At 70.4% G+C, this 13,840-nt stretch carries 13 protein-coding genes; 6 read left to right on the top strand and 7 right to left on the bottom strand.

Features of this window, described 5'->3' with window-relative positions; genetic code table 11:
• The first annotated feature begins 226 nt into the window (after positions 1-226).
• Together ACFVX4_RS07075 and ACFVX4_RS07070 are read left to right on the top strand one after the other, a co-directional pair.
• On the top strand, positions 227-610 hold the full coding sequence (locus ACFVX4_RS07075) for a type II toxin-antitoxin system RelE/ParE family toxin (RefSeq protein ID WP_389972698.1): 384 nt from the start codon (positions 227-229) through the stop codon (positions 608-610).
• Positions 607-924, top strand: coding sequence for a helix-turn-helix domain-containing protein (locus tag ACFVX4_RS07070; protein ID WP_383765750.1), 318 nt, complete (start codon positions 607-609; stop codon positions 922-924). The genes ACFVX4_RS07075 and ACFVX4_RS07070 overlap by 4 nt, the downstream gene beginning before the upstream one ends.
• A 68-nt stretch (positions 925-992) precedes the next feature.
• Here ACFVX4_RS07070 and ACFVX4_RS07065 read toward each other — a convergent pair whose 3' ends face one another.
• From ACFVX4_RS07065 to ACFVX4_RS07050, 4 genes are all read right to left on the bottom strand, one after another.
• The gene (locus tag ACFVX4_RS07065; RefSeq protein WP_389972695.1) at positions 993-3,026 is read right to left on the bottom strand and encodes an ATP-binding protein; all 2,034 of its coding nucleotides are present in this window, start codon (positions 3,024-3,026) and stop codon (positions 993-995) included.
• Positions 3,023-3,811 (bottom strand): DUF4255 domain-containing protein, encoded by a 789-nt coding sequence (locus ACFVX4_RS07060; protein WP_389972693.1) that lies wholly within the window; start codon positions 3,809-3,811, stop codon positions 3,023-3,025. The genes ACFVX4_RS07065 and ACFVX4_RS07060 overlap by 4 nt, the downstream gene beginning before the upstream one ends.
• Positions 3,812-3,839: 28 nt before the next feature.
• Positions 3,840-5,936: a VWA domain-containing protein gene (locus tag ACFVX4_RS07055; RefSeq protein WP_389972691.1), complete on the bottom strand. Its 2,097-nt coding sequence runs from the start codon at positions 5,934-5,936 to the stop codon at positions 3,840-3,842.
• A 193-nt stretch (positions 5,937-6,129) separates the two neighbouring features.
• Positions 6,130-6,756: a response regulator transcription factor gene (locus tag ACFVX4_RS07050; RefSeq protein ID WP_266416590.1), complete on the bottom strand. Its 627-nt coding sequence runs from the start codon at positions 6,754-6,756 to the stop codon at positions 6,130-6,132.
• Between the two features lie 210 nt (positions 6,757-6,966).
• On the opposite strand from ACFVX4_RS07050, the gene ACFVX4_RS07045 reads away from it, so the two are divergent.
• Positions 6,967-8,289, top strand: a complete 1,323-nt coding sequence (locus ACFVX4_RS07045; RefSeq protein ID WP_389972689.1) for a hypothetical protein — start codon at positions 6,967-6,969, stop codon at positions 8,287-8,289.
• A gap of 108 nt (positions 8,290-8,397) precedes the next feature.
• On the opposite strand, the gene ACFVX4_RS07040 is transcribed toward ACFVX4_RS07045, so the two are convergent.
• Entirely contained in the window at positions 8,398-9,207 is an 810-nt protein-coding gene (locus ACFVX4_RS07040; protein WP_389972687.1) for a DUF4157 domain-containing protein, read from the bottom strand.
• A 210-nt stretch (positions 9,208-9,417) separates the two neighbouring features.
• Here ACFVX4_RS07040 and ACFVX4_RS07035 point away from each other — a divergent pair, with 210 nt between their 5' ends.
• Positions 9,418-10,026 (top strand): HhH-GPD-type base excision DNA repair protein, encoded by a 609-nt coding sequence (locus ACFVX4_RS07035; RefSeq protein WP_389972685.1) that lies wholly within the window; start codon positions 9,418-9,420, stop codon positions 10,024-10,026.
• Between the two features lie 41 nt (positions 10,027-10,067).
• On the opposite strand, the gene ACFVX4_RS07030 is transcribed toward ACFVX4_RS07035, so the two are convergent.
• Positions 10,068-11,915 carry a helicase HerA-like domain-containing protein gene (locus ACFVX4_RS07030; RefSeq protein WP_389972683.1) on the bottom strand — a complete coding sequence of 616 codons (1,848 nt, stop codon included), beginning with the start codon at positions 11,913-11,915 and terminating at the stop codon, positions 10,068-10,070.
• A 102-nt stretch (positions 11,916-12,017) separates the two neighbouring features.
• Between ACFVX4_RS07030 and ACFVX4_RS07025 the strand changes: the two genes are divergently transcribed.
• Together ACFVX4_RS07025 and ACFVX4_RS07020 are read left to right on the top strand one after the other, a co-directional pair.
• On the top strand, positions 12,018-12,314 hold the full coding sequence (locus ACFVX4_RS07025; protein WP_072488263.1) for a type II toxin-antitoxin system VapB family antitoxin: 297 nt from the start codon (positions 12,018-12,020) through the stop codon (positions 12,312-12,314).
• A gap of 185 nt (positions 12,315-12,499) precedes the next feature.
• Positions 12,500-13,096, top strand: a complete 597-nt coding sequence (locus ACFVX4_RS07020) for a LytR C-terminal domain-containing protein (RefSeq protein ID WP_389972949.1) — start codon at positions 12,500-12,502, stop codon at positions 13,094-13,096.
• 81 nt (positions 13,097-13,177) lie between these two features.
• Here ACFVX4_RS07020 and upp read toward each other — a convergent pair whose 3' ends face one another.
• Positions 13,178-13,813, bottom strand: a complete 636-nt coding sequence (gene upp, locus ACFVX4_RS07015) for a uracil phosphoribosyltransferase (protein ID WP_266416595.1) — start codon at positions 13,811-13,813, stop codon at positions 13,178-13,180.
• Positions 13,814-13,840 lie beyond the last annotated feature (27 nt).

Raw genomic sequence — 13,840 nt, 5'->3', positions numbered from 1 at the left:
CCCGATGGTGAACAGCGAACTCAGTCGGGCAGTGCAATGGTGAGGTCCACCTCGACGAGCAGGCCCGACACCAGGGCACAGAGACCGTGCCAGCTTCTGCGGGGCTCCGCGCGCCACCCGTTTGAGGGACAACTAACACGTTTCGGTCTCGCCTCGCCCACAGCATGCCAGCGTACTAGTATGCATACGTACTATGCGGCGAGGGTATATGTCCTGGAGCCTTGAAATGGTGGGCGAGGTCCGCGAGTGGCTGCTCGGCTTGCGAAAGGATGACCGGGGCACAGCTCGGCTTGTGGGGCAGGCACTCCAAGCGCTTGTCGAGGAAGGGCCCGACCTTGGACGCCCTCTGGTGGACAGGATCAAAGGGTCGTCGATACACAACCTCAAAGAACTACACAACCTCAAAGAACTGCGGCCCGGCTCTGGCGGGAGAAGCGAAATTCGCATCCTGTTCGTCTTCGACCCTGACCGCAACGCGGTTCTACTGGTAGCCGGCAACAAGTCGGGAAGGTGGCGTGAGTGGTACAGCCAGTCGATCCCCGTAGCCGAGGGGCGGTACGACGACTGGTTGGCACACTTGGCTCAGCGGCAGAAGGGCACGTCGAAATGACTACTTTCCATTCCTGGGACGAAGTTAAGAATGAGGTCTTCGACGCCGAGGATCTTGAGGAGATCGAGCGCGGAGCCCATCGCATGGTGGCCGAGGCGCGAGCGCATCGGCTGGTCGAAATGCGGAAACAACTGGGTCTGACCCAGAGCGAGATCGCTGATCGTATGCATGTGCGGCAGGAGCGAGTGTCGGCCATCGAACGTGGGAGGACAACAGCCACGGAGGTCGGAACCATCGCTGCGTACATTGCCGCGCTCGGTGGGCAGTTGGAGATCGTTGCCAACTTCAACGGCTCCCGTGTCGTGATCGCCTGACGCTGAGCCCGACCGGCTCGTCGGGCGCAGCAAGCGGATCTTCCAGGCGATCAACAGATGTCGGGCGCTCAGGCCAGCAGCTCCAGATACGGCCCGAACTCCGACGCCAGGGTCAGCCGGCCCAGCTTCTGGTACTCGCGCTGGATCGCGTGGATCAGCGTCGGCATCGTCACCGGCTCGTCCGTGTCCGCCGCCAGGTACGCGGACGTCACCGCGATCGAGCGGATGTTGCCGCCCGCCAGCTCGAAGTTCTCCGCGCAGAAGGCGAGGTCAAGGTCCTTGCCCCGGGGGAGTACGGGGCCCAGGCAGCGCTCCCAGAGGACGAGGCGCTGTTCGGGGTCGGGGACCGGGAAGTCGATGACGAGGTCCAGGCGGCGGGTGAACGCGTCGTCCAGGTTGGCCCGGAGGTTGGTGGCCAGGATGGCCAGGCCGTCGAAGGACTCCATGCGCTGGAGGAGGTACGCGCTCTCGACGTTCGCGTAGCGGTCGTGGGCGTCCTTCACGTCCGAGCGTTTGCCGAAGATCGCGTCCGCCTCGTCGAAGAGCAGCACTCCGTTCACGCCCGCCGCTTCGGAGAAGATCCGTTCCAGGTTCTTCTCCGTCTCGCCCACGTACTTGTCGATCACCGTCGCCAGATCGACCGTGTAGAGGTCAAGGCCGAGGTCGGCGGCGATGACCTCCGCCGACATCGTCTTGCCGGTACCGGAGTCGCCCGCGAAGAGGGCGGACACGCCCCGTCCCCTGCCGCCGCCGGGGCGCATGCCCCACTCCCCCAGGACCCGGTCGCGGTGCCTCGCGCGGGCCGTGAGTTCGCGTAGCTGGGCGTGGGTGTCCGGCGGGAGGACCAGGTCGTTCCAGGTGACGGTGGGTTCGATGCGGCGGGCCAGGCGGTCCAGGCCCGCCGCGTTCTGGGCGCGGGCGCCCTGGCGGACGTGGTCGGGGGTGAGGGTGCCGCCGTCCAGGTGGGTGGTCTGGGCGGCGCCCCGGGCGGCGCGGGTGATCTGTTCCGGGGTGAGGAGGAACGGCGAGAGCAGCCGGTCCACGTCGATGGTCCCGGGGACGGGGGCGTCGTACGCGTCGGTCCAGAGGGCCGCTCTGGTGGAGGGTTCCACGCGTGGGGCGTGCAGGAGGAGGGGCGGGGCGGCGGACCAGGCCGCATCCCAGGGAGCCCGGCCCACCAGGATCGTGGGGACCGGGGTGCCGGTGAGCAGCCTCAGGAGCTCCGGGTGCTCGCGGGAGACCGCGTCGAGCGGGGCGCAGGCCACGCCCGCACCGGTCAGCCGGGCCTCGCGGACCAGGGAGCGGACCGCCTCGGCGGGGGACGGGTCCTCGGCGAGGCGCGCCAGGTCCAGGCCCAGGACCCGGTGGCCCGCACAGGTCAGCGCGGAGGCGGCGAGCGCCGTGCCCGCGCCGCCCTGGTCCTCGCGGAGGTAGGCCAGCGAGGCGCCGTGGGCGAGCGCCCCGGCGAGCGGAGCCGGGTCGCCGACGCCCGGTACGGCATGCCACGGGGCGAGGAGATCGGCCAGCCGCGGGTCAGGGGTGTCGTCGCCCAGCAGGTGCGCGGTGACCCGGTCGGGGACGCGCAGCGCCCGGCTCAGGAACGGCCGGTCCAGGTCCTCGACCAGGAGGAGGCGGCCCTCGCGGAGCGGGGCACGGGCCGACAGCCGGCCGCGCGCCACCTGGTCGGCGGGGGACAGCCCGCACAGGCCCAGCGCCAGGCCGATGGACGGACGGCGGCGGGTGACGTCGTCGTTCAGGTAGCCGTAGAACGCCTCGAAGCGGTCGTCGAGATCCGGTACGAGCGTGATGAGGAGGATCTCGACATCGAGGTCGGTGAGGCCGAACTCGCCCGCCAGGGACGTCAGTCTGGACCGTTCCGCCGGCGCCTCACCGGAGTCCGGCACGGGGTACGGGAAGGCGCGGGCCTCGTTCTCGTCCAGCAGCCGGGCGATGTTCTCGTCCGTGAGGTAGAGACCGCGGAAGGCGTCGTCCGGGTCCGGATCGGTGAGCTGCCGGGCCTCGACCGCCCGTCGGATGCGCTGCTCCACTGCCACCGCGCGGGCGAGGAGATGGCGCAGGTTCGGATCACCCGCGGTGGTCATTCGGCGCTGTCCTCCGTACGGGCCTTCCGGGTTTCCGTGCGAGTGTCCCGGGCCTTCCGGGTCTCCGTGATGCGCAGGGACAGGCCGCGGCGCCGTTCCGCATCGGAGATGCGAGAGCCCGCGCCCCCGCCCGGACGCCCCGGACGGCCTCCGTACACCGGGAGGCCCCCGCGGCCCGGCATCGGTTCCGATACGGGCTCGGCGCTCTCGGGCACGTCCCCGAAGCGGGCCTGCAAGCCCTCGTCGCCCACCGGCGGCCCGACCACATAGCTTGGCGAGGCCGTCACCGGCACACTGATGACCAGGTCGAGCGAGGGTTTCAACTCCCCGCCCAGCGCGCTCCATACGTCGGCGAACGAGCGGTCCTCCGGCGGCGGCAGCGCGATCGACATCGGTACGGCCGCCCCGATCTCGGCCAGCGTGCCCGTCATCCGCTCCGGCGGCAGCGCCTCGTAACGCAGCAGGCAGCCGAGCAGCGACGAGAGCAGCCGGTGCTCGTCCTCCGGGCGCTTCGTCCATGCCGTGATCAGGTACGACAGCTTGAAGAACCGGGGCGGGCGACGGCGCGCGATGATCGTGCCCCGCTCGTCGTAGTCGTTGTGCAGACCCCGCTCGCGTCTGCGCATGTCCTCGCGGATGTCGTAGAGATACAGGTTGACCATGGGCGCGTTGACCTTCGCCGCCCATTCCCGGGTGGGGGCGTCGAAGACCACCGCGATCTGGCCGCCTTCGAGCACCTCCGCCCTGATCAGCGCCCGCAGTACGTCGTCGACCTCGTGGATCACCTGATCACTCCCGTGCGGTCACCGGCGCTCATGCGCGGCCCGCGAAGTCCGGTGGCTGGAGATTCCGCTGCACCACCAGGACCGGTTTCTGCAGCCGGTCGAGGTCGCGCGAGTCCGCCCTCAGCTTGCGCGGACCCAGCTTGTCCTTGCGCAGGACCAGGACCTGCACCTCGAAGGTGCCGTCGCGGCCCACCGTGGCAGTCGCTCCCCCGGGGGTGATGCCGGTGTTCCACGTGAAACGTACCGTCGCGCCCGGTGGGTAGTCCTTGCCGCGGGCCAGCACCGGCTGGCCCGGCTTGGCGACCTGCGGGGTGACGGTCAGCGAGGGCTTCAGGACGCGCAGCCGGTCGCTGTCCTGGTTGTTGGCCTCGCGGCGGTCCGGCAGCGTGCCGCGCACGGTGGCCCGTACGTCCCCGGTGACCGCCGCGCGGTACGTCGCCGTCTGGGTCACCTCGATGCGGCCGCCGGCCGGGACGGTGCACGGTTTCGCCGCCGTGCAGCGGGTCAGGGCGGGCAGGCTGCGGTCCCTCCCCTTGGACGGTTTCGGCCAGGTGGAACCGATGACCACGCCGGTCGCCGGGTCCGGACCGGCATTGGTGATGGTGAAGCGGGCACGGGCCGGGCGGCCGGTGTAGGTACGGTCCGGGCTGACGTCGACCTTCATCGCCACATCCGCCGAGGGTGGGACAGGGGCCTCCAGGACCTCGATATCCGCCGTGTCCGTCCCCGTATTGCCCGCCGAGTCGGTCGCCGAGCAGGTCACCGTGGTGCGGCCGACCGGGAAGAGCGAACCGGAGGCAGGGCTGCACGTCACCGGGAGCGTGCCGTCGGTGGCGTCCTCGGCGGTGGCGTCGTACGTCACGCGCGCGCCCTTCTTGTCCTTGGCCCGGACGGTCAGATCGTCCACGGTGACGACGGGCGCGTCGATGTCGTTCACATCGATGTTGATCTGTTCCTGGAAGTCGGGATCGGCCGCCGCGGCCGGCCCGATCGTGTCCGTACCCGGGGCCTGGGTGCCCATCAGGAACTGGACGGTGCAGCTCAGCCGGGTGCCCTGGGGCGCGTCCGCGGAGACGTCGATGTTCTCGGCGAAGTGCGCCGTGTCCCCGCTGGTGAGCTGCTGGGTGGGCGGATCGAGGCTGACGGACAGATGCGAATCGCAGTTGTCCAGGCGGTAGCCGACGGAGGTGGGAAGGTTGTTGAAGCCCTCGATGATGGCTTCGGTCACTCCGTCCCCCGGAATTCCGTTGAGCATGCGGCCGTTGGTGGCCGCGGTGATCCGTTTGGCCTGGTCGGGCTCGTGGTAGGGGTCCTGGTACGTGTCGCTCGAGTATCCGAAGCCGTTGAGCCCGTCGCCGTCCTCGGTGGTCACGTCGACGGCGATGACGCGCACGCCCTTGTCCTGGAGCGCGAACACCGCTTCCTCGTAAGGGACCTTGTTGCTGGGGTTGTGGCTCGACGCGTCACCGACCAGGATGACCACCGGGCTGGCGCCGTCCCGGAAGACGGTTCCGCCGTCCGCACCGTTGGCCACCTTCCACAGCGCGTAGATCCAATCCTCGGACGGGCCTTTGCTCCGGTAGCCGCGGGAAGTCTTCAGCTGGTCGACACCGTTCTTCTGTACGTCGTCCAGGTTTGTCGTCAGCCCTTGGAGGACAGCGAACTCCGCCGTCGGATCGTCCTTCTCGTCACCATAGGTGGCCACCGCGAAACGGGAGTCCGGCTGCTGTCCACGGACCTTCGTCGTGATGTCCTTCAAACCCTTCTGTACATCGCCGATCGGTTTGCCCATGCTCCCGGTGCCGTCCACCAGCAGCACCACATCGGGTTTCGGCGGAATGGCGGGCGTACGCACCCGCTTGTCCACGCCCGTGGAGCCGCCCGGGTCGACCGCGTCGGTGAACTCGGCGGGGGTGACCCAGGGTTCGGGCACCGACACCGCCGGCGCACCGGACGTCACGGCAGAGCCGGGGGCGACGCCGCTGACCACGAGAAGCAGCGCGAGGGCCGGGATCCGGAGCGCGGTGAGGGTGCGGCGCGAGGCGGACGGTGCCGGCCGGGGCGGCCCGTCCGGCCGCGACCGTAACGCCGGCAACGCCCGCGGAAGTCGCTGGAACCAGCGCACGGAAGTCCTCCCCCACCCTCGCCCGATCGGCACACCGGACGTCAGGGTCCTGCACCGGCGGCGGACGCACAGCGGTGCGGGAGTCACACCCTCGGGAAGGCCCCGCTGCCCGAAAGGGCAGCGGGGGCTCTACGGGACAGCCCTTGGCGAGGCGACGTACGTACCCGTGCCGTACGCACCCGCGGGGGTCGGCTCAGATCAGCCCCTGCCGCATCGCGTACGCCACCGCGTGCGAGCGGTTCCGCAACTGCAGCCGGGTCATCACCGAATGCAGCACGTTCTTTATGGTGCGCTCGGAGTAGGCCAGCTTCGTCGCGATGTCCGCGGTGTCGTACCCCTCCGCGACCAGCCTCAGCACATCCACCTCGCGCGCCGCGAGACCGGTGAAATGCAGCCCGCGGGGGCCGAGCACCTGCCCCTGGAGGCGGCCCACCTCCTCGAGCAGCCTTCCCAGCAGGTCGGAAGGGAGATGGCCCTCGCCCCGCGCCACCGTCCCTATGACCTGCACCAGATGCTCCGGAGTCGATTCGGAGCGCCTGACCACACCGGCGACACCGCACTCCGCGGCGCTCACCAGCTTCTGCTCGTCGATGTCCGTGGTGACCAGGACGGTGCGTGAGGTGCTGGTGCGCTGGATGTGGCGCAGCATCGTCAACACCGCCTCGTCGACCGTGTCCACGACGACGATCACGATCTGAGGAGAGGCGTCGCCCTCCCCCCACTCCATCACGCTGACTTCGGGTCGGGTACGTAACTGACTGGCCACGCCCGCTTGCGAGATCGGATCCTGGGCCCGTAATGCGACAGTGGTGCGCTCCATGGCAATGCTCCCCCTGGGCAACAGCCGATGGCGTCACGTCGAACACAACCAACACGGCTGTTTTCGTTTGCCTCACTCGTCTGAGGCGGTCAAAAGATGCCCGCGTTTCCTTACAGGGAAACAAAAAAGCCGATCCGGGCACGGAATCTGCCCGGAAGTGTTCCTTCACGGTCGATGTCGGGGTTCGGTGGCGAACCTACGGTGCGCCGTATGAGTCTCACGGCAAGCCTCGACGAATCGTCCGTCACTGCCGCACCGGGCGAGGAGACGGCCCTCCCCCTGCGGATCCTGAACTCCGGCAGCACCGTCGAGGAGTACCGCTTCGAGGTGATCGGTGCGTGTGCCGCCTGGTCGACGGTCGAGCCGGCGACGCTTTCCCTGTATCCGGGTGACTCGCAGACGGTTTCCCTCGTGCTGCGTCCGCCCCGGGACTCGACCGTACTCGCGGGGGAGACACCCTTCGGCATACGGGTGGTGCCCACCAGCGAGCAGGGCGACACGGTGGTGCCCGAAGGCCGGGTGACGGTACTCCCCTTCACCGAGACGACCGCCGAACTCGTACCGCGCAGCTCGCACGGTGCCTGGCGCGGCAGGCACCAACTCGCCGTCGACAACCGGGGGAACGCCCCGGTCACCGTACGGCTGGCGGCTCAGTCGGGTACGGAGCGGGCGCGGGTCTCGTTCGCGGCGGACACACTGCAGATCGCTCCCGGGCGGGCGGAGTTCGGGAAGGTGCGGATCCGGCCCGCCAAGCGCGTGTGGCGCGGCATCCCGATCACTCATCCCTTCCAACTGGTCGCCACCCCGGACGTGGCCGAGGACCAGGCCCCGGTCGCCCCGGTGGTCGTGGACGGCTCGTACCAGCAGGAGCCGATCCTGCCGCGCTGGCTGCCCCGGGCGCTGATCACCGCGGCCGTTCTGCTGATCGCGCTGGTGGGGCTCTGGTACGCGCTGCTGCGCCCGGCCGTGAAGTCGGCGGCCCGGGAGGCGATCACACCGGACGCGGTACGGTCCGCAGCCGCGGCCGACAAGAGCAAGGCCCCCGACAAGGGCTCCTCGGCCGGCGCGGCGTCGGGCGGAGGCGACTCCTCCGGGGCGAACGGGGGCTCGCCGAAGCCCAGCCCCTCAACGAGCCCCGATGCGTCCTCCGACGCGTCGGCCGCGGCCCCGACCAGTGCGCAGGTGCAGGTCAGGGACTCGGTGGGCGGCGGGTCGAACACCTCGACGGCCCTGCAGGTGCCCAGCGGGCACACGTTCCAGCTGACCGACATCGTGGTCCAGAACCCGCAGGGCGACGCGGGGACGCTCGTGGTCTCCTCGGGCCGGGACGCGCCCGTGCTCCGGCTGGCGATGGAGAACTTCCGCGACTCCGACTACCACTTCGTCACCCCGATCATGGTGCCCGCCGGTGGCAAGGTCACGATGACCGTCGACTGCCGGAAGGTGGGCAAGCCGGTGAACGCGCCGACGCCTTCGCGATGCTCGGAGTCGCTGTTCCTCGGCGGCACGATGAAGACGGACACCGCGAACTGACACAACTGGCAATGGACACGGCGGACTGACACGGCGGGCAAACGGGCGCGGCGGACTCGCGGACGGATACGGCGGACGGGCCACGAGACACCGTCCGCCGAAGGCCCGTCACTCGGGCGGAGCCTCTTCCTCCTCCTCGGCGCCCTCCTTCGCCCGCTGCACGAAGGAGCCCTGTACATCGGCCGGTTGCTCGTCCTCGTCCTCCGTCGCGGCCCGCTGCACAGCAGCCGCACCCGCTGCCGGAGCCGAAGCGGGAGCCGGGGCCGGGTCCGAAGCCGGGGCCGGGTCCGACAGCACCCGGTCGGCGTTCGCGACGGCCTCCCGCTCGAAGCGGTCGGAGGGGTCGCTCACCCGGATCCCGCCCGCCGCCTCCGTACCCTCCACCGGCCCGTTGCGCTGCTGGATCACATGGGTCAGCTCATGGGCCAGCGTGGTGCGGCCCTGCGGCGAGGACGGATCGTAGGCGTCCCGCTGGAAGACCACGTTGTTGCCGACCGTGTACGCGTGGGCGCCCACGCCCTTCGCGGACTCGTGGGCGGCGGAGTCCGTGTGGATGCGTACGTCGGAGAAGTCCGCGCCCATCCGGCCCTCCAGATCGGCCCGGGTGTCGGTGTCCAGGGGCTGCCCTCCGCCCGACGAGACCACATCGTGCACGGGGGAGCGCTCTTCCTCCTCCTTGTGCTGGAGCATCGACCCCACGGCGCTGTTGCCGACCGCTCGCTGGAGCACGCTCATGCCGCGGGCCCCGACCACATCGGCCCGACCTGTGGCCGCCGCCCGGTAGAGGTGCGGGGCGTCCGCCGCCTCCCGGCCCTCGGACGCCCTCGACGCGTGCACGGGCTCGTCGTGCTCATGCCCGTGTCCGTGATCCCGCTCGTGGTCGTGCTCCTGGTCCCATTCCTGTGCGTGCATCGTCATCTCCCCTGCCCGCGCCCCGGTCGAAGGCGCGTCGTGATGGCCTCACCACTCCACCTTCACGACGCCCCGCTGCCCCGTCCAGCCCGGACCCCGCCGGCCGGGGGCAGCCGGTCCTGCCCCTTCGGGCACCCGATCCGTCCGTACGGCAAACGGCTGCACCGGCGGCCGACGGAGTGGCCGGGCCACTCCGCCGTCGGGATGATCGAAGGCATGACCAAGAGCGACAAGGACCAGCACATCACCCTGCGGATCGCCCAGGAGCCGAAGGCGGACGAGCTCCTCGCGCGCAGCCCGCTCGCCGCTCTGGTGGGCATGCTGCTGGACCAGCAGGTGCCGATGGAGTGGGCCTTCTCCGGCCCGTACTCCCTGGCGCAGCGGATGGGCAAGGACGATCTGGACGCGCATGAGATCGCCGCCCACGACCCGGAGGCGTTCACCGAGCTGTTCACTGCGAAGCCCGCCCTGCACCGCTATCCCGGCTCCATGGCCAACCGCGTCCAGCAGTTGTGCCAGTACCTGGTGGCGGAGTACGACGGCGACGCGAGCGCGGTGTGGACCGGTGTCCCGGACGGGGCCGAGCTGCGGAAACGGCTGAACGCGCTGCCCGGGTTCGGCACCCAGAAGGCGCAGATCTTCCTGGCGCTGCTGGGCAAGCAGTTCGGGGTCCGGCCGACGGGCTGGCGCGAGGCGGCGGGACCGTACGGGGAGGCCGGCTCGCACCGGTCGGTCGCCGACATCACGGGCCCGGAATCGCTCGCCGAGGTCCGCGCGTACAAGCAGCACGCGAAGCAGGCGGCCAAGCGCGCCGCCGAGCAGTAGCACCGCCGGGCAACAGCGGCCCCGAAGCACCGGCCCCCCGCCTACCGTCGGCGGCGGGCCGTACCGAAGAGCGACCGCGAGATCTCCCGCCCCAGCTGCGTCCCGACGGACCGGGCCAGCGACCGGAACATCCCGCTCCCCACCACCTGCTCGACCAGCGAGGTGTCCTCCCTGGCCGCCCCCTCGGCCGCCTTCCCGGCCCCGCGCGCCGTCTCACCGCGCACCGCTTCCTCCACCGCCGCCCGGTCCGCGGCCTCCGCCTCGGCGGCCCGGCGCTGCGCCTCCTGACCGGCGCTCAGCTTCTCGTACGCCGACTCCCGGTCCACCGCCTGTGCGTAACGCCCGTACAGCGGCGAGCCCTTCACGGCCGCGTCGAGCTCCGCCGCCGGGTACGGCCCCATCAGCGACTGCGGCGCCCGCAGCCGGGTCGCGGCGACCGGAGTCGGCGCGCCGTTCTCGCTCAGTACCGTGATCACGGCCTCGCCGATGCCCAGCCGGGTCAGCAACTCCTCCAGGTCGTAGGGCGAGTTCGGGAACGTCTTCACCGTCGACCGCAAGGCCTTCGCGTCGTCCGGGGTGAAGGCGCGCAGCGCGTGCTGCACCCGGTTCCCGAGCTGCGCCAGCACCTCCGCGGGCACATCGCGCGGCGTCTGCGTGACGAAGAAGATGCCCACGCCCTTGGACCGGATCAGCCGCACGGTCTGGGTGATCGATTCCAGGAACGCCTTCGAGGCCCCGTTGAAGAGCAGATGCGCCTCGTCGAAGAAGAAGACGAGCTTCGGCCGGTCGAGGTCACCGACCTCCGGCAGATCGTGGAAGAGGTCGGCGAGCAGCCACACCAGGAAAGTGGAGAAGAGCTGGGGCTTGTCCTGCACCGCCGCCAGTTCCAGTACGGAGACGAGCCCGCGCCCGTCCGGCGCCTGCCGCAGCAACTCGGCCGTGTCGAACTCGGGTTCCCCGAAGAAGTCGCCCGCGCCCTGCTGCTCGAAGGCGGTGATCGACCGCAGGATCACTCCCGCGGTCGCCGTGGAGAGTCCGCCGATCTCCTTGAGTTCGGCCTTTCCGGTGTCCGAGACGAGGAACGCGACCACGGCCCGCAGGTCCTTGAGGTCCAGCAACTCCAGGCCCTTGGCGTCGGCGTAATGGAAGATCAGGCCGAGCGACTGTTCCTGCGTCCGGTTGAGCTGAAGCACCTTGGACAGGAGTACGGGTCCGAAGCTGGTGACCGTCGCGCGCAGCGGGATGCCGGGGCCGATACCGCCGAGCGCGTAGAACTCGCACGGGAAGCCCTTGGCCTCCCACGCCTGCCCCACCTGTCCGGCGCGCCCGGTGACCCGGTCCCCCGGCGTGCCGGGGGCGGCGATACCCGAGACATCGCCCTTGATGTCGGCGAGGAAGACGGGGACACCGTTGGCCGAGAGCTGTTCGGCGATCAGCTGGAGCGTCTTGGTCTTCCCGGTTCCGGTGGCGCCCGCGACGAGCCCGTGCCGGTTGAGCATCGCCAGCGGAATCCGGATCTGAGCGTCCGGCAGGCAGGCGCCGTCCCAGAGCAACGCGCCCAGATCGAGGGCGGCCCCGGAAACGGCGTACCCGGCGGCGATCTCCCGAGCCGACTCCGGCAGAACACCGGCCCCCTCGGCCCGCACACCACCTCCCTCGGCCCGCACACCGCCCTCCTCGGCCTGCGCGCCGCCTCCCTCGGTTTGCACACCGGCCCCCGCAGCTTCCCGCACTCCGGCGCCCGCGCCTTGCGCACCGGCGCCCGCGGCCCGCGCATCGGCGCCCGCCCCTTGCGGCGCATCCGCGTCCGGACCGCCGGTCGTGCCCGAAGTCGTGGCTCCGCCCATGCCCGCGCCCGTGCCACCGCCCGTGCTGTCGCTGTCATTCATCGAGGCCCCATTCCGGAATGCCTGCTTTTGTGGCGTTCTTGCCAGCATCGCAGTCCGGCCCCGTGGCTGCGCCCGGAGGCTCTTGCCCGGTAGGCTTTCCGTGTGATCTTCAAGCGCATCGGAAATGGGCGGCCTTATCCCGACCACGGCCGGGAAAGCACCCGGCAGTGGGCGGACGTCGCGCCGCGCCCGGTCCGCCTCGACCAGCTGGTGACCACCAAGGGCAACCTGGACCTCGAAACCCTCCTCGCCGAGGATTCGACGTTCTACGGTGACCTGTTCGCGCACGTCGTGAAGTGGCAGGGCGACCTCTATCTGGAGGACGGACTGCACCGCGCAGTCCGCGCCGCACTTCAGCAGCGCCAGGTACTGCACGCCCGCGTGCTCGAACTCGGCTGACCGAAGCGGGTCCCCCACGGACCGGCAGGACCGGCAGGACCCACGGACCCTGCGACACCTACGGGTGCTCCGGGGTTCGTTCGGGTGCTTTCGCACCCGGACGGGTGCGATCCATTGATCATTTAGTAGGCATCATCACCGGGTCGCACTACGCTGCGCCCATGAGCATGCTCACTCCCCCCGGCATGGGCGGAAAGTACCGCATCACGGGCGACAAGTATCCGAAGATGCGCCGCCCCCGGCGTCGCGGCAAACTGATCCTCGCTGCCACCGCTTCCGTGGTCGCCCTCGGGCTGGCCGGATGGGGCACGATGCAGCTCATCGACGTCTTCACCGGCGGCGACCGGAAGGCCAGCGCCGCCGACCACAAGACGGACTGCCCTTCCGCCAAGCCGTCCGCGCCCGCGAAGGCGCTGCCGAAGCCGGCGAAGATCACCGTCAACGTCTACAACGCGACACCGCGCAGCGGGCTCGCCAAGCAGGCGGCCGACGAACTGAAGAAGCGCGGCTTCACCATCGGCAAGGTGGGCAACGCCCCGGCCGCGTACGACAAGAAGGTCCCCGGCCCCGGGGTGCTGCTGGGTGCCCCCTCGGCCGCGAACGGCTCGTTCCCGGTCCTCGGTACGCAGTTGCGGGGCGCCACCCCGAAGACCGACGCCCGCAGGACGGCGGACGTCGATCTGATTCTCGGTGCGAAGTTCAAGACGTTCAGCACGCCCCAGTCGGCGGCTGCGGCCCTCGCCGCCCTGACGAAGCCGGCCCCCGCACCGTCGTCCTGCTGACGGCTGCCGGGACGACCCGGCAGCCCGGCGCGGCCCGGCAGCCCGGGGCGACTCGGCAGCCCGGCGCGACTCGCTCGGGTCCTAGTCGACCGTGCCGTACATCCGGTCGCCCGCGTCACCGAGGCCCGGGACGATGTAGCCGTTCTCGTTGAGCCGCTCGTCGACCGAGGCGGTGACGACGGTCACCGGCGTACCGGCCAGCTCGCGCTCCATCACCTCGACGCCCTCGGGCGCCGCGAGCAGCACGACCGCGGTGACATCGTCCGCACCGCGCTTGATCAGCTCCTGGATGGCCGCGACCAGCGTGCCGCCGGTGGCCAGCATCGGGTCCAGGACGTACACCTGACGGCCGGAGAGGTCCTCCGGCATCCGGGTGGCGTACGTCTCCGCCTTGAGCGTCTCCTCATTGCGGATCATGCCCAGGAAGCCGACCTCGGCGGTCGGCAGCAGCCGCACCATGCCGTCGAGCATGCCCAGACCGGCCCGCAGGATCGGCACGACCAGCGGCCGCGGGTGCGACAGCTTCACGCCGGTCGTCGGTGTGACCGGGGTCTCGATGTCGACCTGTTCGGTGCGCACATCCCGGGTGGCCTCGTAGGCGAGCAGAGTGACCAGCTCGTCGGCGAGCCGCCGGAAAGTCGGGGAGTCGGTGCGCTTGTCGCGCAGGGTGGTGAGTTTGTGCGCGACCAGTGGGTGGTCGACGACGTGGATCCGCATGGGTTCAACAGTAACCGTGCCTCCCGC

The sequence above is a fragment of the Streptomyces sp. NPDC058240 genome, from assembly GCF_042882135.1.
Taxonomy (GTDB): Bacteria; Actinomycetota; Actinomycetes; order Streptomycetales; family Streptomycetaceae; genus Streptomyces.
This window is presented reverse-complemented; position numbering and strand designations above follow the sequence as displayed.